Annotated in this window: 28 protein-coding genes and 2 tRNA genes; 19 read left to right on the top strand and 11 right to left on the bottom strand. The window is 51.9% G+C overall.

What is annotated here, in order from left to right; genetic code table 11:
- The 4 genes from YWK_RS0108535 to YWK_RS0108565 all read right to left on the bottom strand — a co-directional run.
- A partial coding sequence (locus YWK_RS0108535) for an IS256 family transposase (RefSeq protein ID WP_026964462.1) occupies positions 1 to 410 on the bottom strand: 410 nt, incomplete at its 3' end.
- A 1,031-nt stretch (positions 411 to 1,441) separates the two neighbouring features.
- Positions 1,442 to 2,107 (bottom strand): DUF308 domain-containing protein, encoded by a 666-nt coding sequence (locus tag YWK_RS0108545; RefSeq protein WP_026964463.1) that lies wholly within the window; start codon positions 2,105 to 2,107, stop codon positions 1,442 to 1,444.
- 673 nt (positions 2,108 to 2,780) lie between these two features.
- Positions 2,781 to 2,930, bottom strand: coding sequence for a hypothetical protein (locus YWK_RS21850; RefSeq protein ID WP_156909089.1), 150 nt, complete (start codon positions 2,928 to 2,930; stop codon positions 2,781 to 2,783).
- A 1,395-nt stretch (positions 2,931 to 4,325) separates the two neighbouring features.
- The gene (locus YWK_RS0108565) at positions 4,326 to 5,390 is read right to left on the bottom strand and encodes an FTR1 family iron permease (protein ID WP_245578566.1); all 1,065 of its coding nucleotides are present in this window, start codon (positions 5,388 to 5,390) and stop codon (positions 4,326 to 4,328) included.
- Positions 5,391 to 6,329: 939 nt separating this feature from the next.
- Between YWK_RS0108565 and YWK_RS19035 the strand changes: the two genes are divergently transcribed.
- From YWK_RS19035 to YWK_RS0108590, 4 genes are all read left to right on the top strand, one after another.
- On the top strand, positions 6,330 to 7,364 hold the full coding sequence (locus YWK_RS19035) for an MFS transporter (RefSeq protein WP_084453583.1): 1,035 nt from the start codon (positions 6,330 to 6,332) through the stop codon (positions 7,362 to 7,364).
- Between the two features lie 57 nt (positions 7,365 to 7,421).
- A complete protein-coding gene (locus YWK_RS0108580; RefSeq protein ID WP_084453584.1) occupies positions 7,422 to 8,678 on the top strand; it encodes an MFS transporter in 1,257 nt (418 codons plus the stop codon).
- 145 nt (positions 8,679 to 8,823) lie between these two features.
- Complete coding sequence (locus YWK_RS0108585) at positions 8,824 to 9,234, top strand: DinB family protein (RefSeq protein WP_026964468.1); 411 nt, start codon at positions 8,824 to 8,826, stop codon at positions 9,232 to 9,234.
- Between the two features lie 223 nt (positions 9,235 to 9,457).
- The gene (locus tag YWK_RS0108590) at positions 9,458 to 10,006 is read left to right on the top strand and encodes a hypothetical protein (RefSeq protein WP_026964469.1); all 549 of its coding nucleotides are present in this window, start codon (positions 9,458 to 9,460) and stop codon (positions 10,004 to 10,006) included.
- Positions 10,007 to 10,222: 216 nt separating this feature from the next.
- Here the strand turns inward: YWK_RS0108590 and YWK_RS0108595 are convergent, their stop codons facing one another.
- The 6 genes from YWK_RS0108595 to YWK_RS0108620 form a co-directional block, all read right to left on the bottom strand.
- Positions 10,223 to 11,428, bottom strand: coding sequence for an MFS transporter (locus YWK_RS0108595; RefSeq protein ID WP_051375392.1), 1,206 nt, complete (start codon positions 11,426 to 11,428; stop codon positions 10,223 to 10,225).
- 312 nt (positions 11,429 to 11,740) lie between these two features.
- Complete coding sequence (locus YWK_RS21855; protein WP_156909090.1) at positions 11,741 to 11,905, bottom strand: hypothetical protein; 165 nt, start codon at positions 11,903 to 11,905, stop codon at positions 11,741 to 11,743.
- Between the two features lie 247 nt (positions 11,906 to 12,152).
- Entirely contained in the window at positions 12,153 to 12,710 is a 558-nt protein-coding gene (locus tag YWK_RS20940; RefSeq protein ID WP_169727158.1) for a J domain-containing protein, read from the bottom strand.
- A gap of 66 nt (positions 12,711 to 12,776) precedes the next feature.
- On the bottom strand, positions 12,777 to 13,361 hold the full coding sequence (locus tag YWK_RS0108610) for a hypothetical protein (protein ID WP_026964471.1): 585 nt from the start codon (positions 13,359 to 13,361) through the stop codon (positions 12,777 to 12,779).
- Between the two features lie 37 nt (positions 13,362 to 13,398).
- Positions 13,399 to 13,941: an NAD(P)H-dependent oxidoreductase gene (locus tag YWK_RS0108615; protein ID WP_026964472.1), complete on the bottom strand. Its 543-nt coding sequence runs from the start codon at positions 13,939 to 13,941 to the stop codon at positions 13,399 to 13,401.
- A gap of 367 nt (positions 13,942 to 14,308) precedes the next feature.
- Positions 14,309 to 14,395 (bottom strand) — tRNA-Leu (locus tag YWK_RS0108620).
- A gap of 186 nt (positions 14,396 to 14,581) precedes the next feature.
- On the opposite strand from YWK_RS0108620, the gene YWK_RS0108625 reads away from it, so the two are divergent.
- From YWK_RS0108625 to YWK_RS0108670, 10 genes are all read left to right on the top strand, one after another.
- On the top strand, positions 14,582 to 14,812 hold the full coding sequence (locus tag YWK_RS0108625; protein WP_156909091.1) for a hypothetical protein: 231 nt from the start codon (positions 14,582 to 14,584) through the stop codon (positions 14,810 to 14,812).
- A gap of 135 nt (positions 14,813 to 14,947) precedes the next feature.
- Positions 14,948 to 15,418 (top strand): hypothetical protein, encoded by a 471-nt coding sequence (locus YWK_RS0108630; protein WP_156909092.1) that lies wholly within the window; start codon positions 14,948 to 14,950, stop codon positions 15,416 to 15,418.
- A gap of 162 nt (positions 15,419 to 15,580) precedes the next feature.
- Positions 15,581 to 16,024, top strand: a complete 444-nt coding sequence (locus YWK_RS0108635; RefSeq protein WP_026964475.1) for an acyl-CoA thioesterase — start codon at positions 15,581 to 15,583, stop codon at positions 16,022 to 16,024.
- 43 nt (positions 16,025 to 16,067) lie between these two features.
- A tRNA-Val gene (locus YWK_RS0108640) sits at positions 16,068 to 16,142 on the top strand.
- A 310-nt stretch (positions 16,143 to 16,452) separates the two neighbouring features.
- Complete coding sequence (gene ytxC, locus YWK_RS19045; RefSeq protein WP_051375394.1) at positions 16,453 to 17,349, top strand: sporulation protein YtxC; 897 nt, start codon at positions 16,453 to 16,455, stop codon at positions 17,347 to 17,349.
- Positions 17,350 to 17,717: 368 nt separating this feature from the next.
- Positions 17,718 to 19,661 (top strand): threonine--tRNA ligase, encoded by a 1,944-nt coding sequence (gene thrS, locus YWK_RS0108650; RefSeq protein WP_026964476.1) that lies wholly within the window; start codon positions 17,718 to 17,720, stop codon positions 19,659 to 19,661.
- 320 nt (positions 19,662 to 19,981) lie between these two features.
- Entirely contained in the window at positions 19,982 to 20,506 is a 525-nt protein-coding gene (infC, locus tag YWK_RS0108655) for a translation initiation factor IF-3 (protein ID WP_084453586.1), read from the top strand.
- An 81-nt stretch (positions 20,507 to 20,587) separates the two neighbouring features.
- Positions 20,588 to 20,788, top strand: a complete 201-nt coding sequence (rpmI, locus tag YWK_RS0108660; protein WP_026964478.1) for a 50S ribosomal protein L35 — start codon at positions 20,588 to 20,590, stop codon at positions 20,786 to 20,788.
- Positions 20,789 to 20,859: 71 nt separating this feature from the next.
- Positions 20,860 to 21,219 carry a 50S ribosomal protein L20 gene (gene rplT, locus YWK_RS0108665; RefSeq protein ID WP_026964479.1) on the top strand — a complete coding sequence of 120 codons (360 nt, stop codon included), beginning with the start codon at positions 20,860 to 20,862 and terminating at the stop codon, positions 21,217 to 21,219.
- 80 nt (positions 21,220 to 21,299) lie between these two features.
- Positions 21,300 to 22,088 (top strand): TrmH family RNA methyltransferase, encoded by a 789-nt coding sequence (locus YWK_RS0108670; RefSeq protein WP_026964480.1) that lies wholly within the window; start codon positions 21,300 to 21,302, stop codon positions 22,086 to 22,088.
- A gap of 20 nt (positions 22,089 to 22,108) precedes the next feature.
- Here YWK_RS0108670 and YWK_RS0108675 read toward each other — a convergent pair whose 3' ends face one another.
- Positions 22,109 to 22,780, bottom strand: coding sequence for a DedA family protein (locus YWK_RS0108675; protein WP_026964481.1), 672 nt, complete (start codon positions 22,778 to 22,780; stop codon positions 22,109 to 22,111).
- Between the two features lie 177 nt (positions 22,781 to 22,957).
- Here YWK_RS0108675 and YWK_RS21860 point away from each other — a divergent pair, with 177 nt between their 5' ends.
- From YWK_RS21860 to YWK_RS0108700, 5 genes are all read left to right on the top strand, one after another.
- Entirely contained in the window at positions 22,958 to 23,104 is a 147-nt protein-coding gene (locus YWK_RS21860; protein WP_156909094.1) for a hypothetical protein, read from the top strand.
- A gap of 55 nt (positions 23,105 to 23,159) precedes the next feature.
- Positions 23,160 to 23,675, top strand: coding sequence for a divergent PAP2 family protein (locus YWK_RS0108685; RefSeq protein ID WP_026964482.1), 516 nt, complete (start codon positions 23,160 to 23,162; stop codon positions 23,673 to 23,675).
- Positions 23,676 to 23,796: 121 nt separating this feature from the next.
- Positions 23,797 to 24,015 carry a spore coat associated protein CotJA gene (locus YWK_RS0108690; protein WP_026964483.1) on the top strand — a complete coding sequence of 73 codons (219 nt, stop codon included), beginning with the start codon at positions 23,797 to 23,799 and terminating at the stop codon, positions 24,013 to 24,015.
- A complete protein-coding gene (locus YWK_RS0108695; RefSeq protein WP_026964484.1) occupies positions 24,012 to 24,275 on the top strand; it encodes a spore coat protein CotJB in 264 nt (87 codons plus the stop codon). The genes YWK_RS0108690 and YWK_RS0108695 overlap by 4 nt, the downstream gene beginning before the upstream one ends.
- Positions 24,276 to 24,315: 40 nt before the next feature.
- The gene (locus YWK_RS0108700) at positions 24,316 to 24,885 is read left to right on the top strand and encodes a manganese catalase family protein (RefSeq protein ID WP_026964485.1); all 570 of its coding nucleotides are present in this window, start codon (positions 24,316 to 24,318) and stop codon (positions 24,883 to 24,885) included.
- The last annotated feature ends 54 nt before the right edge of the window (positions 24,886 to 24,939 follow it).

Genomic DNA, 24,939 nt, shown 5'->3' on the forward strand with positions numbered 1-24,939 from the left:
ACTTCACTCTTGCTGATTCCTCCGATACCCAGCGACTCTACAAGTTCGTCCACTTTACGGGTGCTCACACCATGCACATAGGCTTCCTGAATAACATTGAGCAATGCTTTCTCCGCTCTCCGCCGTGGCTCTAACAAGCTGGGGAAATAGCTGCCTTTTCGGAGCTTGGGAATTTGCAATTCAATGGTTCCGACTCTCGTATCCCACTCTCTGCGGCGGTATCCGTTACGGTAATTCTTGCGCTCCGTGCTTCGTTCGAAGCGCTCAGCACCGACGAGTTGACTGACCTCGGCATCCATCACGGCTTCGGCAAGGACCTTCAAACCCTCCCGCAGAAAATCGACATCTCCATCTTCCAAACCGATCTTGCGAATCAGCTCCAAAAGTGCGATCTTATCCATAGAAGCCATCGAGTTCGCCTCCTACTACTGGTGATTGCCGTCACTTTAGTAGATGGCACTCGATGGCTTTTTCGTCAACATGAAGCCTCAGAATTTACACCACTACCTGAGACTTTACCATCTTATAACGCGCCGTATCGAAAATCATGGGATTCATAAAATCAACATGACATCTCTACAAATTTTCCAAGTTTGCTACCGATAGCACATCATCAGTAATATGCTTGCTTTGTGGATCCTATCGAGGTGACAGAGAACGATGGGCTCCCTCGTACCGTTATTAGTGGCGACGACATCATCATCGTCATCGGCTGGTGGATGGAGGCTGGCGCTTGGTGGGAAGATGAACCGCCACGAACCATGTATCGTAAAATTAATGGACCGACTTGGGTAGGAAGTGAAACTTGGGCTCGGTCAAGCAACGGGAAAAGGGTTTTGCGTTTGGGAAGGAGCAATTACACTTACACTTGGATTGGCGGCTCTTCTATCTGGATGTGGAGTAAGTGCTAACAACAACTTAGCACTTGCTTCTACATCAAACGTGGCAACATCCAATCCGAAGCCTACAAGTCCGACATACTACTTCCCATCTCGATCTGTAGCATTTGAATACAATTTGTATGATGACCATGGAAACTTGGTGGGAACGGTCAGTCGAATGTACACCATGCTCTCAGGAAATTAGTATTGTTCCATAATCCCACAGAATAGATTTTGGCAGGGGTTTGTCCCCTGCCTTCTCTCTTATTCATCCAGAGAGTGGCTGCATTGAAAGTCACCGAGTGGCATTAAAAAAACACGCCCACATCAGTGAGCGTCACGCAGGAGTAGGTGCGTGTAATGGAGCTTGTTGGGTTGCAGGTCACTGGCCCCGGCCTCGCCAGTAACGGTGGCAACCAATTGTGTTGCCTTAACCACAAAGAAAGTGTACAAGCAAGTTGTGGAAAAGTTGCACAGAAGATATGGAGAAATTGTGGTTACGGAGATCAGCGCAAGATTATGACACCGAATCCCCACACACGCCCCTGTAATGACTGTAACTAATTGTCCTTCAGCCAGTCTGCTCGCGTTTGGATTGCATATGCATTCAACGCGGTCATGTCTGACATCATTGAACTAATATCATTATTGATTTCCTTTCCTAAACTAGATTTCTGTGACGGTGCACCAGCATGAGGTTTCATCAAGTCATTCTGAAGTCTTTTGTCTTCGTTCACTAAGGACTGTAGCTTTGATGTAATTGTGTGTAGAGCTGTTTCCGAACCTGGAGTTCCTGAAGATAAATTTGCTATCGCGGCTTTCGCGTCTGCTTGAAGTTTGATTATGTATGGAGTCGGATCATCTGCACTGCTTCCAGGCTTCCAGCTCTGCGCCTTAGCCAACAATGACGACCAGTCGTTTTGAACAGGACGTAAATTCGGTTCAACGGTATATAGCCATTGAGCATCAGCATTCTTAAATGGGTCACTTACCTTTGAAACGGAGGGCTCCGCTTTCCGATTGACCTTGTTGGAATTATCTGCAGGCGCATGATTATTTGTCGAAGAAGGCGGAGCCGGTGCACCAGTCACAACTAACCCCGCGATAAAAACGATGAACCCAGAAACGATCATCACACTGCCGTGTTTCCATTTGTTACGGAAAAACTGAATAACTCCGTAAATGAATAATGCAATGCCAATAAGAAACGAAATTACAACCCACATCTATATTTCCTCACTACCCCATTGCATATTTTCTAGTTTTAACCTTATCCAACGCTCATATCACTGGGTTGACTTCACCTCCTCCAGCTACTTTGGTGATAATGCATGTCGCCATGGCCACGGAAGAGTGTACAGCGCAAATGTTGAAAATGTTTGTAGAAGTTGTGGGGGAATTGTGGTTGCGCGTGTGATTCAGCGGTGGTCAGTGGTTACCGAGGGATGAGATTGAAAAAGACGCCCACCTAACCAGCGAGCGTCATACAAGGGGGTATGGACACTGAGATTGAATACTAGGTCGGTAATGTCACTGGCCCCGCCCTCGCCAGTGACGGTGGCGACCCCTCATGTCGCCCTGCCTACGAACATAGTGTACAAGCTCGGTGTGAAAAAGATGTATAGAAGGTGTGGAGAGTTTGTGGTTATGGTGTGAACTCAGTGGAGGTGCCTACTTACCGGGTTTGGAATTGAAAAAAGGGACGCTCACCTTTGTGGGAGCGTCACACATGACGTAGGAGCCAGTATGGAATATGTAGGGTTGTACGTCGCTGGTTCCGCGTAACCTGTAACGGTGGCGATAACCCACAATCACAGTGTACAAGCAAGATGTGGAAAAGTTGCGTAGAAGATATGGAGAAATTGTGGTTATGGTGCGAATGTTGATCATCACGCCAGCTCATGATGTGGGATCTCCACAGACGCCTTTGTATCCACAGCTGCTACAAAACGGCGTGCATTCGCGCGTTTCTCCATTGAGCGGAGAGTTGCAGATGGGGCAGTACAGCGTTTCTTCATTCTCCATGTCTGTTTTCTCCCGTTCGGCCACCAGGCATCCTCCTCCTCGTCACCAACTTGTGGTCATCAGATTGAGAATTTCTCCGAACGGAAGAGTGGGGCGGACCATACTTTCGCAACCCTATAAAAGGCGAAGCAAATGTCTACGTGGATGACGCGCTTGTACCTGATGAACAGTCTGACGAGCAGTTTGGCGTATTTCTAGGCGGTGTACTCGGCATATCTAAACAGGTGAAGTAGTGATCCGTTTTTCCCTTTGCGTTATGGACGCTACATCACGCGCTATTTATCATCAAGGTAGGTCATCCGTTTTGGGCCCGCAGAGATGCGGTCCTTCCTTATGTTTTTCTATCAATCATGGTGTGGGATTAGACAACGCACTCAGCCCAAACAACATGATCGGGTATGACATGCACGCCAATCGCGCGAGCTGACAGGGCGATGTGAAACACGGTGGATGAACATAAGTACAGGGCATTCATATTGAAAACCGTCGTTATTGAACGGGAATAGGCGGTTTGGCCGCACCCTCACATGCATTATCTTGAGTGATGTAGAGCCCCCCGGTTATTTGGCGCCCCTTTGCATCAAACGTTTTCACCAAATCTGACACGACCTTCTTGCGCATCAATTTGCCCATCAAAGGGTGCAAAACGCGGTTTGAAATGCGTAACACCGGAACACAAAGAAATCGCGTCTCACCAAGGTTTTTGAGGACGAGGGAACATCCTGAGATACTCCAAAAACTCAACTCCATGGTCTGCAAAACCTTCATTCCCGGTTCGAATCCGGGTGGCGCCTCCAAGTGAAAATTCCTTATGCGACGCGACTTCTCGGTCATCGAGAGGTCGTTTTCTTTATCTCTGATTGTCTCGTTTGCACATCAATTGATTATCTGACCTTATTCACAACGAATTTTTCATCGAATATGGACGCCGCGAACGAGTTAGCTCTTAATACACATCATCCATTTCATTGAGAACTTGGGTGAATCGGCATCAGCGGCGGAGGAGTTGTTTCGGAGTCGAAAAAGAAAGGACTACGCTATCACCGTGATATAGAGGAAACCACAAACTCTCCACATCATCTAAAAAGCTTTTTCAAATCTGCCCTGTACACTGATCTCGTAGGCAGGGCGACGTGCGGGGTCGCCGCCGTCACTGGCAAAGGCGGGGCCTGTGAACCTTCACTCTCTGATTACCCCATATCACGCTCGCTGATGTGAGCGTCTTTTTTTAACCCCACCCCCGGTAGATCCACCACTTCCCATCGCAGAGCTCCAGGTCGAAGTCGTGCAGCGGCAAGATGACAAAAATGCCTTCATCCCGTTTTGGAATGAAGGCGATGGTATGAGAAGAAAGTCACAGCCCGTTCAAGCCGTATCCTACACAGTCTTCAAATGAAAAGTCACAGATGACCGACGTGCTTACATCTCTTGAGTTTCTTTCAATGCGGCTGAGCGAACCTGTTTGCGGGGTTTCCGCACACGCACATACTCGGAAACTACGTACGAACCAACTACAAAGATGACGGCTAAAACTTGAGCCACAAGTGTCTGAACCGTTGGGACTACAGAGAACCACAAGCCCATCCAATCGGGTATGTTCCATCCAAGATTGGTTGTCGGAATCCAGCCTGCCTGTTGCATCTCCTGAACTGTTTCTCCAGTCATGACAAATAGGACGACGCACAGCATAATTCCGGTTAATATCAGCATCTTCTTGTATGGGAGGCGCTGATGTGCGATGAATGTGAGTACAGCCACGAGCATCGTACAACCTAGACCAATCAATGTACCAAGGAGAACCACATGGGAGCCAACTTGCATTCGTATGGTTTGCAGAAACAGTACGACTTCAAAGCCTTCACGATACATAGATGTCAATCCGAGAATCACGAGACCCTTGTACGTGATGGCTTGAACGTCGTTGCCCGATGATGTTTCCATTAACTCGCGTTTCTTTCGGTTATGTAGTGAGATCCATCCTGTCCAGTAAATCTTGTGGAAGAACCAGTTCATGATCACAAGCAAAACCACGTTTGCCAGGAGGCCAGTTGCCGCCTGAATATTGAGTTCTGATGTAGTGCCGCCGGCTAAATTAATCACCCCAACGACAACAAACCAGGTTACCAGTGTGGCCAGGAAAGACAAACCAGCACCAATTGAGATTGGCTTCCAAGCATCATTTTGAGTGCGGACCAAACTCGCCGTTAATGCAGACAATACTAAAATTGCCTCCAGTCCCTCACGGAATACAAGTATGCCAGTGTCCAACATAGCGGCCGATGGACTCAGGTGCTTCACGGTGGGATCAGGGTCCCCATGAGCGGCAATGCCCTGCCAGACGAGAACACCGATCACGAGCACTGCTGCGACGCAAATAAGGATTGACTTGGGCTTAATAAAAGTACGCGACATGAATTGCCCTCCCGAAATGAATGATTCACCACGTAATGCCAGTACGACAAACTTGAGAAGTGGTATAATCATGACTAAATTAGTCAATTTTATGCCTATAATATTACTGTTAGCCAATACTAATTGCAATAGTTATATTACGCTAATTCGTGATCGGAATATGCCTTGGAAAGGTCCTGAGGTAAGATTGGATGGAAATTCTGTGGAAAACGATGTCAAACGCCCATTGCGGTGTATAATCCCATGCACGGCCGGACATCATAACAACCGTAAGGAGGCTGATGTGCCATGGTGACGAAAACCCTATAGTTTGAGTCCTCAGCAGCATCAACTAAGCCTTACACCGAAAAAGACGGCGATTCCGCCGTCTTTTTCGCGTTACAGTGATGTTGTGAGTGTACAGCCAAGATTCGCGCTTTACTTCGCATCATGACTTCGCTGCTGCCGTACGGCTCGTCCATACCAGTCGGCAAGACCTGTACCGAGATGATGACGGATGGCAGTCTGGTCGAAGAGGCCTGAGAATGCGACGTTACGTTGTTCAGTGGTTGCGTTGTCTTCTGAACATTGGAAAGAAATCTCAACTCGATTTTCTTCATGAACCCGTGCGTGAATCCATAGGTGGACCTGGTCATTTCGCGTTGAGAACGTCAAAACACACGTCCCATCCGCTGACATGGGTGTATAAGTCAGCCTTCCATCAAAGGCGGCGACTGTATCGACCACTTCTTCCACAAGGTCATGGAGCATTTTTTCTGTCTCTACGTTGACTCCTGTATTGTCACGTGGATTTCCCACCGTGGATGCACCTCACAGATTTGAATCCTTCCCTTACAAATGTATCAGAATCACATGACGACGGCACGTATTGCTTCAGTGCAGCCGAAATCGTGCGCAGAGTTCCACAGGTATGAAAAATCGTCATAGCGGTATTGAAAACGCGGTATATCAACCCCACAAACAATTGGCTAAGATAGGGGCAAATGTTTCCCAGCGGAAAGTAGGCGAACCCTGACCGACCGGTTTGGCCGGAACGTCATTTTGCTGTCGACGTTGTACGCGTGGGTCATGGTTTTTCTGTTCTTCGCAACGGCTCACGCGCCGTCCATCCTGGTCTTATTGACGCTGTTAAACGGGGCTTGCCGCGCAATTTTTGATCCGGTCTCACAGGTACTGATGAGCGACATGACTCTTGTGGATCAGCGGTACGGAGTCTTTTCCTTGCGGTACACGGCAGCTAACATAGGCTATTCGGTCGGGCCGCTGATTGGTGCCTGGCTCGGGCTCACCGGCGGGAATGGTGCATTTGTCTTTTCCTGCGTAACTTTCCTGGCGTATGCCCTCCTGCTTCATACCATGATGGTGCGGACTCGCCCGTCAACCGGACATCGTTCTCAGATGAACCAGCAAGCCTCACTGGCTAGCGTAGTCAAAGTCATCGCATCGGACAAGGCGCTGCTCTTTTATTTACTGGACGGGATCATGGTGCGTGCCGCCTATGAGCAAATCAATACCAACGTATCTGTGCACTTCCAGGAACACGTCGTTCGCGGTCTCGCCCTGTTTTCGCTGACCTTTAGCCTGAACGCTGTCGTCGTCGTGATTTGTCAGGTACCCATCTCAAAGTGGGCTGAAAAGAAGTCGCTCTTAAGCAACGTTCTCGCGGGCAACATTTGCTACGCACTGGGACTGGTCGGTCTGGCGTTCACGAGGAGTTGGACGTTGGGCATCGTGGCCATTGTCATCTTTACCATCGGTGAAATCTTGTCCTTTCCTGCAGGAACCTTGTTTATTGACAAGATTGCGCCAGAGGACATGCGTGGCGCTTATTACGGGACGAAGAACGTCGTCGACCTGGGAAAGTTCTTTGGCCCCTGGTTAGGTGGCCTGGCGATGGCCGCATGGGGTGGCACCATCATGCTCAACCTTGCGGCTGCCCTTGTGTTGTTGAGTACGCTGTTATACCGGCTCGGCCTGACACAGTTTCGCGCCAGACCGGCTATCATCGGCACGTCTGAATCTTCCTCGGTACAGAATCCGCGTTGAAGGTACGTAGGGGACAGTCAGGTAGGTTACCCTGCTACTTGTTCTGTCGTTCTCGGGATGATTAACACAGGTTTCCATAAGAGTCCTCATTTCACACATGTGCACGATTCGTTGTTGAAATACAGGTATAATTACGATAAATCAAATAGGTCGCTTTCCCAATTCGGGGATGCAATCCTATGGGTGGCGCTCCCTCTCACTGTGTATTCGATGGGTCGATCCACACTACAGATGGGTGTCGTCATGGCTCTGCTCATGCTGCCGCAGGTTCTACTGCTTCCGTTTACGGGCATTCTGGTCGACCGTGTATCGCGCTCCCGCCTCATGATGCTGACGGATATCATTCGCTGCCTACTGGTGGTCGGACTGGCTGTGCTGGTGGGAACACATCGGCTGACGATGCCGTTTCTCGACGCATTTGTTTTACTGTTTGGGGCTATGGACGCTTTGTTTCAACCAGCCTACTCGGCGGCTCGCGCCCAGGTGTTCACGCCCGACATCCGAAACGCGGCAAACGGGTTAACGCAAGTGAGCCAGCAGGTTGCCCGCCTGCTCGGACCAACCATCGGCGGGGTGGTCGTCGGGTTCGCTACAGTGGCGGCTGGATTTGCCGTTGACGCAGTTACACTGTTGATTTCGGTCGTCAGTCTGGCTTTTCTCCGTCTCGGTGCGCCTGCCCGATTAATACCGGCGGCCTCGAGCGGTCTGCGTGGTTTCGCACACGAGCTCACCTGGGGGTATCGGGAACTGCGCAAGCATCCGTGGTTGTGGATTACCATCATCGCCTTCGCGTTTATCAACATTGCCGGCGCCGGCATCACCACCATTCTGTTGCCCTGGTTGATCAAAGTTCATCTCGGCATGTCCGCCGCCATCTACGGCCTGGTCAGCAGCGCCTCTGGCGTCGGGGCTATTCTGTGCGCGGTGATATACGGGCGGCGACAACGGTGGCGCAGAAGAGGATGGATTGCCTACGGGGGAGTCGCGGGCAGTGCAATCGCCGGGTTGGGACTGGCTTTTGTTCACACGGCGCCGTCGCTCATGGTCATTGTGGGGGTGTCCAGTGCCTGTCTGATGCTGTTCGGACTGACGTGGGAAGGAAGCCTTCAGGAGTTGGTGGCACCGGAGGCGTTTGGCCGAGTGGCTAGCCTGGATATGTTCGGTTCATTTGCCCTTCTTCCCATTGAGAACGTTCTGACCGGTTGGCTTGCCGCGAAAATCGGTGGTATCACGACCATCGTTGTGGATGCGCTGTTCATCCTCCTTGTGACAGTTGTGGCGCTCTTGGTACTGGCAATACGTCAGTATGATTGAGAATTGGGCTCGCTGCAACGAACTTGGGCAAATGTGGAAAACGAACGGATTTTGGTTCTCAAGATATAGGAGTATAGATGGTTAGTTCGAATCGTGTTTTCATCTCCATGGTAGATACGAGAACGAGGGAGGGTCCGCACGGTGAATGTACTTGCAAAAGCACGCGAACACCTATGGCGCGCCATTGATGGGGTGTCTGACGACTTGCTACGGAGTCCCAACAATGATGGCTGGTCGATTCAAGGCCCCTGAGATTATTAGCCCGAAAGGAATTTTCCAGAACCTTGACAATGCGCGGCGTTTCCTGGCTCAATCGCGCCAAAAGTTGCTATCCCTCATTTCATCTACAGAGGTGGATGTTCTACGCACCCACGTAGCCCCTCATCCCGTGTTTGGGATGCTGAACTTCGAACAGAGAATGCAGTTGCTCGCACTGCACGAACGACGCCATATTGCGCAGATTGAAGAAATGAAAGACCCGTGGGATATTAAAAAATTATGTAGATCCTCTGTAGAGTTTGTAGTAACTTGTTCACGTTCAAACTTCCTGGCATGACGCTGTTTTTAAAAAGATGCCGCTTGCTTTGTTATGGGCGCCCGCAAGTCAGTCCCGGCACGGGAGGTTTCGTGCCCCCGATACCCCACTCTTGCCTCTTGTCTGTGCCAGTCTTGGAGATGTCGTGGAGATCTCGTGTTGTTTTCGTGAAGCAGGTTCAAAGGGCCGTGGACACCGTTGTATGATGTTGCCCGTACAAAAGATATGTACTGGGGGTGTCTGCATGAGCCGTATGAAGTGGGCAGTTATGCTGATCACAGGGGCAGTTCTAGTGGGTGTCACAGGGTGCGGCAACGCTTCAAACGCGAGTTCTAATACAAATTCTTCTGCAACTACGGGATGGCAAGGCCAAGGTCAGGCACGGACCTTAAAACCGAACATCGCTATGCAAACCACACCCGCAAAACCCACCGCTGGCAAGGCGTTTACTCTCGACTTTACAATTGAAAGGCCGAACCGGGGAGGAAACGGTCACGCTCCAAGGTCAACGAGCGGGAGTAATCATCCCGGAAATTGGGCTGGCGGGACAAGTTCTAACCATGTAGGGAACTGGACAGGTGGAAGCGGCAACGGACAGCCGCGGGTTCAGCGAACTGCGGAAGCTCACGTTACGGGACAGTCTGTTAATGAAACAATACAGTTGACCAACCAGAATGGCGGGTTTGAAGGTCAAGCTACCCTTGCAAAACCAGGGCAGTACGAAGTGACGTTCACGATGAAGATGGGGCCAAGGGACATTCAAAAGCAGTTTACGTTGCAGGTCAATGCGTGATGATTCATGATTGTGATGACCATTTGAACCCTCATCTTCGCTCTATCACACGGAATCCAGATGATGTGGCCCTTTCATGGTCGCAATGACAAGGACGCGGTCCCAAAGAGACTCGGGGCCGCGCTTCATGTGAGTGCAGGGTGTGCTATTCAACGTTGATACGTTAATGCCAGATCGCCATTCTTCGTGTTCATACTTCCCGACCTGACACTGTTTTTAAACGCGTGCCGCTTGCTTTTTTGTGAAGTCACTCGGCAAGAACAAACCGATGACGGCCGCAATCAGTGGCAACATGGAGATGACGGTGAAGACCGCAGGAACGCCGAATACGTCGGAAATGCTGCCCATGAACGTGGCGCCAATCCCTCCAGCGCCAACGCCGAAGCCAATAGAAAGCCCAGACGCCATGGCGATGTTGCGAGGCAGTAGTCGCTGCATGTACACTACCGATACCGCGAACGAAGCCAAAACGCTAAATCCAAACAGCAACAAATCGAGCAGGGCGAAGACACCGTGTACATATGGAAGCAGGATGGCGAACGGAGTTGCGGCGAACATGGAACCGACCAATAACCGCTTCATGCCAATCTTGTCAGACCAGATGCCGCCGATAAACGTACCCAGCGCGCCGGCGCCAACGAATACAAAGTTCAACCATTCGGATGCCTCGAGAGATTCGTGCAAGAAAAAGGGGAGAAACACGACTACCCCGACCTGGCACCAGGACCGAAGAATGATCACGAGGATGAGCAAGATGACGCCAGGAATGTTGTTGGTTCCGACTGCCTCCTTGCGTTTCGCACTCGTCTCTTGTACGCGATGGCCGAGCCAGCCAAGGATCTGTCCTGTGAGTCCAAGTGACAGGATTGCCAGCGGTACAAACCAGAGTAGGCCATGGATGCCAGTGCGGGATAAAAACAGCGGAATTATCAGCGGTCCGCACGCTTGACCGGCATTACCACCAACCTGAAAAATCGCCTGTGCGAGGCCCTTTTTTCCGCCAGCAGCCAAATGCGTGCCGCGCGAAGCTTCAGGATGAAATGCGCCTGAACCCAATCCCGACAGCGCTACGCAGACCAAAAGCCATGGAAATGAATGAACCTCACCCGTCAGACCAAGTCCGAGACAAGACAGAAATAGACCGAGTGTGAGCAACCAGACGCGCGGTTTTCTATCTGTCAGAGCGCCAAAGATAGGTTGCATGACGGATGAAGTTAAATAGGATACCAGGACTATCAAACTGGACTGGGTGTAGTTGAGGTCAAAGGCTTGCTTGTACATGACCACCAATGCGGGTACCAGCCCTGTTGTCATGAGGTCGTTCAGAAAATGTGCACCACTAAACGTAAATACCGCACGGCGAAAGATAGGTGATTTCACTTGCGAAGATGTCATGGTTCCGGACACAGAGCCACCCCCCATTGTTCATTGTCGAAAGCCGATGCGCGGAAATGGTCACGTGTCCTGCATCGACAATACTTGATTTTGAGAATGATTGGCGTAACAGTCAAGCACAAGGGTACGTTCTTCCATCGGGGAAATGTGCTGTGACGTTGGAGATGAAGTGCAGCCCATTTTTCGAGAATGCGGTGGGGCAAGGCGACGAACCAGGCATCACGCGAGCACTGAAGAAGAGCTGGGGGTGGGCGCAAGCCATATCACGATGGCCCCGGCGTGCCGAACCTCTCAAGGATGGGCACGCCAGATGTACAATTCCAGAACGCCGCTAAGCAGTCACTCGTTGTCTTTCTTTTCTGACATTTGTAGGACAGGTGCTACGCCGACTGGGATCATCATGAGTACAAGGCCAATGATTTGCCAGTAGGATGGGTTCCCCCGGATGGTCAAGCCGAAACCAATCACCATCACGATACCGAGACCGATAAGTTTTCCGAGCAACACACACACCCCCTCAAACGCTTACTGTGAACGTATCGCTACTGGTGTCCGAGGTCAAGTGCCAAAGTACGCTTGGCCCGTGTGATGGTGAAGCGAAGACCACGCAAAAAAGTGGGATTGACATTGTCAATCCCACCAAAGTCGTTATGTGCTGGTGGAAACTACGGGACCAGTGGATGATCACCTATGCAATGCCTTCAGGTCGCGTGATTCCCAAAGGGTTCCGTACTACATTGGCAGCTGTGGTTCATCCATGATTGTTCCAATTGGTGACGATGATAAAACCTGTACGAAACAAACTGTACATGCCGAGAATGATGGTCAACCAGAGCAAAACGTCGTGGCCTGGGAAATCAGAATGGCTGGTGACAACCCACAAAATGAACAAAATGAACGCGCTGCAGAAGAGCAGAACGTTATAAAACACTTTCATCACAAACGTCGTGTCGTCGCTGTCATCCTGTGTTGCCGTTCCCGCAGCGTCATGTGGATGAACAGAGACTTCACCGATGGACGAAACCTCGTCCGTGTTCGCTTCATCAAGCCGAAGAACTTCATCATACTGTTGCCGTTTCTCGGGGTCAGACAAAGTCCGATATGCTTCTACAATGGCCTTAAATCGCTCCACCGCACGCGGGTCATTCGTCGTCTTGTCTGGATGCCAAGTCTGGACCATGCGCCGATACTGATGTTTAATCTCTTGCATCGACGCATCAGGATTGACCCCTAATACTTCATAATGCGTCGCCATCAGACGGTGTTTGCACACACCGCAGATGGCTCTGTCGGCTTTGTCTGATTGCACCCGATTTTTCGCTTGGCAAAACGGACAGATTTTAAGCTGAAAGTTCTCCTCTGACACCATACCCGCTCAACACGAATCCTGTTTTTTGTTCATCATAGAGCGCAGCGCTTCGCGATACGCATCGTCAGTGGTAACCATGGGTTCGTCATCCAATTCAGGCGTCTTGCCAGATGTAGCGAGTCCCGACAATTTTCGAAGCGCATTGCGATAATCGTCATCCGTCATCTCAAATGGATCCTGCTTATCCCGTACGGATGCATCCCGAGCTTTTGTTGGGCGAACCCTTTCTGCGTGCGTCGCCTGTTGGAGAGGTGCAGGCTGTTGAGACCTCCGTTGAAAAATCGGCGTCGACGATGTTGGTGCGGTCGCTGCTGCAGTCCTTTTCACAGGAGCCACCGTCTCATCATGGGCCGGACTTGGCACCCCTTCTTGGGGAGCGGCTTTTGGAAACTCGGTCGGTGTAGGGGATTCCTTCACTGTTTTCGGATTTGGCTCAGTGAGGGTCTTGTCGCTCTGGCTCTCTGCTGAACTCGTTTTTACGGCTGGCTCTGCGCTCTCGTTCTTTTCACGACGAATGAGTCGGATGTTGATGCCGATGACAATCGCACCGATAATTACGATTGCCACCAGGTATATGATTAAAAATCCCACAGGGCTCACCTCTTTTCCTTTCGGGTTCAGCCAGGCGTCACTCACCGACCATTTTCGCGGTCACTTCGGCAACTCGGCGACCCAGTGCCCGTCCGAGTGCTAAATCCGATTCACTTGGCAGATTCAGAGGTGCGTCTGGAGACATTTCCACTGGGCAAGTGATACCCACCCCATAGTACGATCCATAGAGTACGTTTTCGGGAACTGTTCCAGGTAGACCCACGATGATCATCCCGTTATGTAGCATCGGAGTGATTAAGTTCCATAGCGTCATTTCAGTGCCCCCGTGGACGGTGGCCGTTGTACAAAATGCCGCGCCAACCTTGCCAATCAACTTGCCTTTCGCCCAAAGGTAACCGAGCTTGTCAATCCACGCTTTCAGTCCTGAACTAATGGTTCCGAAATGACCAGGGCATCCCCAGATAATCGCGTCTACATCTGCTAAATCACGGACATCGGCGTCCTTTACATGGCGCAAATAGACTTCGGCCCGTTCGTCCGAACTGGCGCCTTCGGCGATGGCTTTCGCCAGCGCTTCGGTGTGTCCGTTCTCGCTGTCGTACACCACATATATTTTCATACCAGTACGCCTCCCATATCGACAGATATGTGCGTTATCACGCGCTTGGACCGCCGATAATAACGCTCTGTTACCATCCAGTATAACGTTACCGAAAACCAGTCACGGGTTGCAAACAAGTTCAGCAATTGGCGAAATCACGACGAACAACTGATTCAGCACAATATGTAGTGTTTCCATTACTAGGGAGACACTACATCTAGTCGTTCTCATCCGCTCCAGAGGAATGTTGCAAACCGCTCATATGACACAAAAAATTTAGTACCTGAAAGATATCTCGAAGATATTTGTATGGCGCCATTCCTCAGACGCATCCCTATGCAACAAAACGCGGCCTTCTGGAACATCCAGAAAGCCGCGCTTTCATTGGTGCCGAGAACCGGACTCGAACCGGTACGGGGTTGCCCCCGGCAGATTTTAAGTCTGCTGCGTCTGCCAATTCCGCCACCCCGGCGCACATCAGGTTGTATTGTACCATTTGTTGAGCAATGAATCAATCGCCATCACAAACAAATACGTGTTGAACCATTTTAAATGAACATTTGCAAAACGCGAACGACATGCTCACTTTAACTTGAACGAATGTCCCGTGAAAATTCGCGAACACTGATGAAGGAGAATAGATGTGGAGGGGATGGCCTTGTATGATGAACTTCGCGGTATGCACTCCTGTTTTGTCTGCAATCGGCCCATGACCTGGGTGGCTCATATGTACGGTGGCAATATTATTGCGCACGGTGCAGAAGTCATTAGTGGGGTTGCCGTCAAAGGTCAACGTGGCCCCGACAACAAAGTGCCAGTTGAGGTGAAAGTGGTCTGTCCGGCGTGTGGCGCCAAGAACGTGTTCCCGCACGAACACACCGTACAATAGATTCGCCATGTTCCGTCCACAGGGTCACATGCATATCCCGTGTCCCAAGGGCATTATCCATGGGAATAGGAGCAACGTGTCAGTCCTAGCGGAGGGGAGTGGTGTTTGGTGTGGTGCCAAGAGAGGAAGTACGTGGTGAGTCCAGTCATCCCGCAATGGATGTCCTCCCTACTCACTGAACTGGCGCATCAGGCAAGCGTGGGACCAGCTGATGCAGCGAGACACTTATTGCTGCGGGCGAATCAGGACATTGATGTACTGGATAAACTGGCACCGTACTTTTGGCGGGATTACCAATGTCGAGGACGCACCTGGTTGGGGAGTTCTGACTGTCTGAATCTCAATGAACTTCTGATGGCCGAAAGGGCATTTGTGGAGCCTCTGTCCATTTCATTGACGCGGAATGAGTGGTTCCTCGTCGACAACGTTGCCTATGCACTGTGTCGGTCCATCCATCAAACGGCCGCTGCATTGCTGATTCTAGCGGTACACTGCGACGGTTTGATGACACAGTACATGGCAACCTTACGCGATTCCTTCAAAGGCGTTCCTAACGTTCATGGAGAGCACACACTCTCTCCTTCACTTCATCGATTTGCAAAATAGCGAAGAACAAAATGTTCACGCCCAAAAGTTCCTCATTGCGTTCAGCTCCATTCCGACCATTTGGTATACTTATCGGTGCGCACCTGATGCCAGCGCGCAGTGATTCGGGCTGTCAAGCCCGAATGGAGAATGGACAAGCCTGTTTGAACTGGGGGAACACCGATGAAAGAAGTTGTGATAACAGAGTTTGAGGTTCGGTGGGGCGAATGCGATCCGGCAGGGATTATCTACCACCCGCACTACATTGACTGGTTTTCCGTTGCACGGATGCGTTTTATTAAAGAGAACGGCATTTCCTACATGGAGGATTTTCACGACAAAGGTATCGTTCTGGTGGTCATTAACGTGCAGTGTAGTTGCAAAAAGACACTGCGCGCTGAAGATAAAGCGTTTGTTCACGCGCGATTGAAGTTTGTCACTCGTACCCGCATGGCATTGCTGTACGAAGTCTTCAATGAGGCCGGTGAACTTTGTGCGTCGGGAATGACGGAGCACGCATATGTCGATATGTCAACGATGAAGGCGGTCAATATCTCGAAGCGCAATCCTGAGATCTGGGAAGTATTGAAACAACTTCCTACGGACGAGCCGTCAGGACAACGTTGACTCGCCTATCATCCCGTGATATCATAGGCAATGTCTCTGATGAGCGGCTGTAGCTCAGAGGGAGAGCACCACCTTGACACGGTGGGGGCCACAGGTTCGATTCCTGTCAGCCGCACCACATATAACATATATCGGTAAAACCGCTGGCTGTGCAAAGCACGGAAGCGTTTTTTTTGTGTGTTTTTGGTGCTCTCCATCGGCCTATGCAGGACGGAGATGCGCGGCATAGCATGTTAAAAACTTGCCGAGTCTTTTGAAACTGACGAATGTTTCTCATTCGTCTACAAACGTTTCTGTCATTCCTGACGTTTGTGGGTGTCGTTGCATTCGTGCAGTGCGGAAGTATAAGTCTCTTTCTCTCCGCTCAATACTGTCAGTAGACCACAAACGACGAACAGGGTGTCTCACCCTGGGAAGGACTGATATCTGTGTCCATCGTAGAACTGGAAACCGAACATGCAAGTGCAACCCTGCTGCAGAAACTGGTTGCCGCTGGGTTCAACGCACAAGTCCATCAAACCAACGTACATGCACTCACGGTGGAGGCTGAAGCGGAACAGAAATCCAATTTGGTGGAGACGCTCGTCGATTACGTCTTTACTGACTGGTGCTATGATTATATATGCTTGCGCATTGCTGCAGTGTACGACTACTTGACCGACGATGAGCGCGAGTACATCGCATTGTTGACGTTTCATGGCATTCGCAAATCGGATGAAGTCATCGCAGGCCTTACCCATGACCAATGGAGACAACTTGTTCAAGATGCGGTTGAGCACTGGATGGATGCAGCAGGGAATTCCCCCTATCTTAATGTAGACGGTCTTGTGCGATTTCGTGTCAAAGATTACCTGCTCGCCACTGACCACAGCATGCACGAGGTGGTGGAGCAGTTTCTCGCAGATAGGGAATACGAAGAGTTTGTCTCCATGTTGCGTTATATGCTGGATACGCAACCACCTAATGAGCAGGTGTTGCACGTGTATTGCACCAACGACCGCGTCTGGATTACGGATTCTGCGGGAGAACTGGTGCGCGACACTGCGGTAGCAGACGCGGCAGCACGAGCGTCGGACGGCGACGAAGTCAACGCCGAGGACCTTGCCATGAGTATTCTCATCACGCGCGCTCCATGCCGAATCGTGATTCACGACATGGCGATTGCGGCGCCTTGGCCCAGTTTCTCTGAAACGGTTGAGAAGGTCTTCGTCGGACGTGCGGCCCGCTGTGACAACTGTTCAACGTGCCGCGAGCTTCTTCAAAGCACCGATGTCTACAGAGAACAGAACCTGCAGCGGAAAGTGATTCCGGACAAATTGCACTAGAGGCGGACTTGACACCATCTAGTCAGTTGATTATATTCATAAAAAACCAATGTACTGGATGCGTTGAGGGAAGACGCGCCGCAGAATGCGACGTTGTACCAGAGAGGAGACGCCACCGGCTGAAAGCGTCTCTCAACAGACTTCTCGCGGACACCACTTCCCAAGCAGTTGCCGGGGAGATATGGCTATCGAAACGGCAACCGGGGCGTACGTTATACGCAATGAGGGCATCGACGAAAAGAATGAGTCGATGTCGAAGTTGGGTGGAACCACGGGAATCAACGTTCTCGTCCCTTTGTTGGGGCGGGAGCGTTTTTATTTTTCCCCAGACAGAATACGACATGCTTACGAAAAGGAGTGGAATGGTCTTGGCGGAGTATCAAGTGACACTCAAAGACGGGTCTGTGAGAAGTTATCCCGCAGGCACTCGTTTTTCTGACATTGCCGCTTCCATCAGCGCCGGTCTGGCGCGGGAGGCGGTGGCTGCCAAAGTCAATGGCAAGGTGGTCGACCTGTCGCGCGAGCTGGATGGCAATGTGGAATTGGAATTGCTGACCTTGAAAGACCCGGAAGGCGTAGATGTCATGCGCCACACGTGCGCACATGTCATGGCGCAGGCAGTCGCGCGCATCTTCCCGGGAACGAAGTTTGCCATTGGGCCCGTGATTGAAAACGGGTTTTACTACGACTTTGCGGATCATGTCTTTACACCAGAAGACTTGCCCCTGATTGAAGAAGAGATGCGCAAAATTATCAAGGAAGATTATCCGGTCATTCGCGAAGTGCTGTCCCGCGAAGAAGCACTCAAGATGTTTTCGGAACGGGAAGACCGCTTCAAGGTGGAGATTATCAATGACCTGCCGGAGTCGGAGACCATCACCATCTACCGCCAAGGTGAGTTTGCGGATCTGTGCCGTGGGCCGCACTTGCCGTCCACAGGCCGTATCAAGTATTTCAAGTTGATGTCCATTGCGGGAGCGTACTGGCGTGGGGATTCTTCTCGCGAACAGTTGACTCGGGTTTACGCAGTGGCGTTCGCGAAGAAGTCTGACCTCGAAGAACACCTGCGACTGCTTGAAGAGGCGCGCCAACGAGACCATCGGAAATTGGGAAAGGAACTGGGCATCTTCATGTTGTCCAAAGAAGTTGGCCAAGGTCTCCCGCTGTGGCTGCCCAAAGGTGCGAAGGTTCGGCGAGTGATTGAGAGATACATTGTGGACCTTGAAGAAAGCCTCGGGTACCACCATGTGTACACGCCACACCTGGCCAACGTGGAGCTTTATAAGATTTCTGGACACTGGGAGCACTACCACGAGGACATGTACCCGCCGATGCAGATGGACAACGAGGAACTTGTGCTGCGCCCGATGAACTGTCCGCATCACATGATGGTGTTCCGGTCGGAAATGCACAGTTACCGCGACATGCCGCTGCGCATTGCCGAACTGGGTACCATGCACCGCTACGAGATGTCGGGTGCTTTGGCAGGTCTGCAACGTGTGCGTTCCATGACCTTGAACGATGCCCACATCTTCCTGCGCCCGGATCAAATCCAAGAAGAGTTCACGCGCGTTGTGAAGCTCATTGAACGGGTATACAAGGATTTCGGCATCAAGGATTACTACCATCGTCTGTCGTTCCGGGATCCAGAAGATAAGCAGAAGTACGTGCAGAACGACGAGATGTGGGAAAAGGCACAGACCATGTTGAAGCAGGCCATGGATGACCTTGGACTGGACTACGTCGTCGCGCCTGGCGAAGCGGCCTTCTACGGGCCAAAATTGGACGTCCAGGTGAAAACGGCGCTTGGCAAAGACGAAACACTGTCTACGGTGCAACTGGACTTCCACCTGCCCAACCGCTTCGACCTGGAGTACATCGGTGAAGATGGCAAGGCGCACCGTCCTGTCGTTATCCACCGCGGTATTGTTGGGACGATGGAGCGTTTTGTGGCCTTCTTGTTGGAGCAGTACAAGGGCGCATTTCCCACCTGGCTGGCGCCGGTGCAGGCAAGAATTGCAACGGTGGCAGGGGACTACGTGCCATATGCGGAAGAAGTGGCGGATCGGCTTCGGCAGCAAGGATTCCGCGTGGAAGTGGACGGCCGCTCGGAAAAAATCGGATATAAGATTCGCGAGGCGCAAGTGAACAAAATTCCGTACACACTTGTCGTCGGAGAAAAGGAACAGAGCGCAGGTGCTCTGAGCGTACGCAAGTACGGTCAAGGGGATCTCGGTTCCATGAGCATCGAAGCGTTCGAGCGACAACTGCGAAAAGAAGTGGATAGCAAGGCGTTGCTGGTGCAGCCTTGAGGGCGTCTCGGCGTTCAAACGGTGCATGGGTTCGAAGACGGGGCGGTCATGAGCTTCAGATACAGAGGCAGTTGACGGTTGAGCGCTGCTCATGTAAAATGTCAGGCGTATGGCATCTTCAATATGCTGAACAAGCAGAAGCAAGAGCTTCTCACCTTGTGGGCGTGGGCCGACGGGTTCCTTTCTCAAGATTCTTGCGCGCATTGAACGTGGATTTGATGCGCTCTGATGAAAGACACACGAGAGAGGCGCGGATGACCCATCCGCGCCGTTTTGTTTGGTCCCGAAGATGTCCCATTACACTCTGGAGGTGACAGGGTATTAGCAAAGAAGATTTTCAAGTCAATGACGGAATTCGCGCTCGCGAAGTGCGCGTGATTGATGTGGATGGTGCGCAGCTTGGCATCATGAACGTCCGTGATGCGCGCAGGATAGCGGAGGAGAAAAACCTCGATTTGGTCAATGTAGCGCCAACGGCAAGACCGCCAGTCTGTCGCATTATGGACTACGGCAAGTTCAAGTACGAGCAAAGTAAGAAAGAAAAGGAAGCTCGGAAGAACCAGAAGGTTGTCGTGTTGAAGGAAGTCCGTATGACGCCGCACATCGAGGAGCACGACTTTCAGGTGAAGCTGAAAAACGTCCTGAAGTTCCTCCAGGATGGAGACAAGGTTAAAGTGACAGTGCGTTTTCGCGGACGTGAAATCACGCATTCCAACATTGGCCACCAACTGCTGACGAAACTGGCGGGTGCGGCTTCTGAGTGGGGTGCAATGGAACGCGCACCAAGGCTGGAAGGGCGCAACATGATTATGATTCTTGCGCCGAAACAGCAAAACAATGCGTAGTCACGTGTACATTCCGTCTTGCACTTGTCCTTGTACCCTGGACGTACCGGAGAAATGGTCAACGAAACGGAGGATTTCGATATGCCAAAAATGAAGACGCACAGCGGCCTGTCCAAGCGCTTGAAAAGAACCGCTTCCGGACAGCTGAAGAGAGCTCATGCGTTCGCGTACCACAAGGCCGAAGGCAAGAGTCCGAAACGTAAACGTCACCTGCGCGGCACGACCGGGGTTTCCACCAGCGACATTCGCCGCATCAAGGACATGGTTACTTACCTGAAGTAATGTCGAACACCATGTCTGTGTGATTCGTGGCGAACCATCGATTTTGCCGATGAACAGGGAGGAATTTAGAAATGGCACGAGTGAAAGGCGGCGTGGTGACACGTCGGCGTCATAAAAAAGTATTGAAGCTTGCCCGTGGATATCGCGGATCCAAGCATAGACTGTTCCGTACAGCGAAGCAACAAGTCATGAAGTCCTTGATGTACGCGTACCGCGACCGTCGCGCCCGCAAGCGCGATTTCCGTCGCCTGTGGATTCAACGTATCAATGCCGCAGCGCGCATGAACGGATTGTCCTACAATCGGTTCATGCATGGTTTGAAGTTGGCTGGCGTGGACGTGAACCGCAAGATGTTGGCGGACCTCGCGGTCACGGACAGCAAGGCGTTTGCTGAATTGGCAAGTGTAGCGAAGTCCAAATTACAAGCGTAATCGACAGTTCCGGCCGAACTTCGGCCGGTTTTTTCATCTTGGCGGGGAAAAAGCGTTCCAGTTGTGAGGGGGATTTTGGCGTGTACTTGGAGTCACCACAAAATCCGCGCGTCAAAGCGTGGGCTGCGTTGAAGACAAAGAAGGGTAGGATGGCCCACGGCTCGTTCCTGGTGGAAGGAATGCGGCTCGTTGAGGAGTTGTTGAGGTCCTCGTTGCAGGTGGACGCCCTGTTGTGGGACGTCGGAAGTGACGAGTTGCCAGAGCAGATAACGGATGCCGCTTTGGAACGGGGCGTTCCGATGTTTGAGTTGTCTCCCGGAGCGTTCTCCACCGTGAGCGACACGATGACGCCGCAAGGTGTGGCTGCCATTGCAAAAATCCCGGATAACGCCGGGTTGGATAAGGCTCAACTGGCGTCACACACACTGTTGTTGGATGGAGTTCAGGATCCGGGGAATGTCGGCACCATCATCCGTTCTGCCGACGCTTTTGCGGTTGGCGAAGTGTGTTGCGGCACTGGAACGGCGGATCCGTTCTCTCCGAAGGTTGTGCGCGCCACGATGGGCGGTCTCTTTCGCGTTCCCGTGCTCTCTTGCGGCAGCAAGGATTACGTGGATGCGTGGCGGAACAAGTGGCCGGACGGGCAAGTCCTGGTCACCGCAGCTGGGGCGGACCTGGTCTGTTACGAAGTTGACTTTCAGAAACCTTCTCTGTTGGCGATTGGCAGTGAGGCATTTGGCGTGTCTCGAGACATCGTCGATGCGGGGACACATCAGGTGAAAATTCCGATGGCTGGAATGGCAGAAAGCCTGAATGCCGCCATTGCCGGGGCGGTCTTGTTGTACGAGATGTTCCGGCAACGGCAGTGAGGCACAAGGTGACAGGCTAGCTATGGCCGATGGTTTGAATCGGAAGGGGAAGTCGGGTCCTCATCCGCGTGGTCACCACTGTCTTCGACTTCCAGTTTTCGTTTCATCCAGCGGTGAATGTAGATGTACAGAACGACCAGAATCAGGAGTACAATCAGGGCCGGGATAATGTTGCGTTGCCAGTTTTCGATAAACCGAGCCCAGGCCTTTTCGATGACGGACCCAGCCAGGATGAACGTTGCCGTCCACATCAGCGAACTGATCAGCATGACGGGTGCAAACACGAGCAGGCGCACCCGGTTAATGCCGGCAATGTACGGCACGATGATTCGAATGCCCGCAATGTACCGCGAAAAGATGAGGGTCGGTACGGTATACTTGGTAAAGAGTTTGCCGACCTTGTCAATGCGCTCAGGTGTCAATCGAATGTATTTGCCGAAACGAATGAGAAACGGACGGCCCAATGCTCGGCCAACGAGATATGCAAACATCGCACCTGAAAATGTGCCCGCGGTTGTGGACAGCAAAAGCCAGAACAAGTGAAGGTGGTACTTTGGATTTTGCCAGAGGATGCCGATGGTAGTCAGCATGGTTTCGCCAGGGACTGGAATAAACAGGTATTCGAGTGCCAGACCGCCGCACAGTCCCCAATATCCATAGGTTGATAACAAGTGAGCCAGATGATGATGCAAATTGGGTACCCCTTTGCTGTGAGTTAGAAGAATGCGGTACACGGGTGTGCGTCCATCGCGTATGTACGCCAATTCCTGTTTCTATGCGCGCCGGACCGCGCGCATGAGTTCGTAATCCATGGGCATTGCTCTTTTTTATATTACCAATATCCGTACGTGGAGTGTAAGGTCTTCTCGATGACACTCGTCGTGTCTTCATGGTTGGACCAGCGGGCGCTGTACCGCCTGATGGGACAGTTCACGGATGAGTTTGTCCAAACGGCAACCATTAAATCACTACCCGTATTCGTGCGCCTCGCGCCGTATGATGTTCTCGGTGTATGATTTGCAATAGGACACATTTTGTTGTGATTACGTAAGTACTGGGGGAGAAGTACGAATGTTGGGCAATGGTCAATACATCTGGATCAGCCCCTTGCTTGCCATGATGACTGCCCAAGTTCTCAAACCGTTGCTGATTATGTTGCGACTGAGGCGGTGGGACTGGCAGCTGATGCGCAGATCCGGTGGAATGCCAAGCTCGCACACCGCGCTTGTCGTGGCACTTGTCGCCGAACTCTGGCTTCGTTACGGTGGAGACGATCCGGTGCTTGGCATCGCCATCTTCGTGGCCTTGGTTGTCATGTATGACGCCGCCGGCGTGCGTTGGCAGACAGGGCGGCAGGCCGCTGTCCTCAACCGCTTGTTGCATGAACTCAAGACGTCTGCGGCAGAGTCTACACATCCCTCTGCGCCTGCGAGTGTGGCCGCGGGTGAGCTACGCCCCATTCCAGTGGCGAAATCGCCGTGGTGGCTCGTCGACTGGCCTGTGCTCGATGAACACGTTGGGCACAAACCTGTGGAAGTGCTTGGTGGTGTCATCGTGGGACTCCTCGTTGTGCTGATTCTGCACTAATCCTCGCTCCAGCCACTTTCAATCCTGCCCATTCTGGTCTTGTCTTCCTTCTGTTGGGCGTCCACTCTGCATATATCCCTTTTGTGAGCCAGTTTTCGATAGCACGAGAGGAGGTCTGACCGTGGATGGGCAGTGGCGTTCACATCAACCATTCCGCAGTCCGTTTGACCCTTGTCCTCCCTTGCCCAAAGCCTACGTTGTTCCGCCGAACCAATACATCACATACCAACCCGAAGGACTCAAGCAATTCTCTCCCCGAGAGGCGTTGAAACATGGAACACTGTGGCCAGACTTGTACAGCCCGTACGAAGCACGCTACAAGAGGGGGAGTCAGGCATGAGCGAGTCCATCTCCAAGGAGTATTACCAATACATGCATGAACTGCAGACGGTGGACTTTGTGCTTGTGGAATTGACGCTGTATTTGGACACCCATCCTGATGACCAGCAAGCGCTCGCGCAGTTTACTCAGTTTCAACGCCGAAAACGCGTACTGATGCAGCAGTTCGAAATGGCGTTCGGCCCCCTGCAGGAGTTCGGAAACAGCCCGCCCGGACAAACATGGACCTGGTCGTCCAGTCCATGGCCCTGGCAAGTGTAGATGCGCGGCGCGGAGACGGGATCAGAGGAGGGATGCCCGCGTGTGGATTTACGAAAAGAAGTTACAGTATCCGGTTCGAGTCAGCAAGTGCGATCCGAAACTCGCCAAATTCCTGATTGAACAGTATGGCGGCGCAGACGGTGAACTGGCAGCCGCACTACGTTACTTAAACCAACGCTACAGCATCCCTGACAAAGTGATAGGCCTGCTGACCGACATCGGCACCGAGGAATTTGCTCACCTTGAGATGATTGCTACCATGGTGTACAAACTCACCAAAGACGCGACCCCGGAGCAGATGAAAGCGGCTGGATTGGATGGGCACTTTGCGGACCACGACAACGCGCTCTCCTACCACAACGCGGCTGGCATTCCCTGGACAGCGACCTACATACAAGCGAAGGGGGATCCGATTGCAGACCTCTACGAAGACATCGCAGCGGAGGAGAAGGCGCGCGCCACGTACCAGTGGCTGATTGACATCACGGACGACGTCGACATTCAGGACGCGCTCAAATTCCTGCGAGAGCGCGAGATTGTGCACTCGCTGCGCTTCCGGGAAGCCGTGGAGATTTTGAAAGAGCACCATTCCAGCAAGAAAGTGTTCTGAAAGCATGGGGAAGGAGAAAGGATGGGCGGAGGTCACCGAGCAGGCCTGCAGATG

Origin of the sequence: Alicyclobacillus pomorum DSM 14955 (assembly GCF_000472905.1) — a bacterium.
Classification (GTDB): domain Bacteria; phylum Bacillota; class Bacilli; order Alicyclobacillales; family Alicyclobacillaceae; genus Alicyclobacillus_A; species Alicyclobacillus_A pomorum.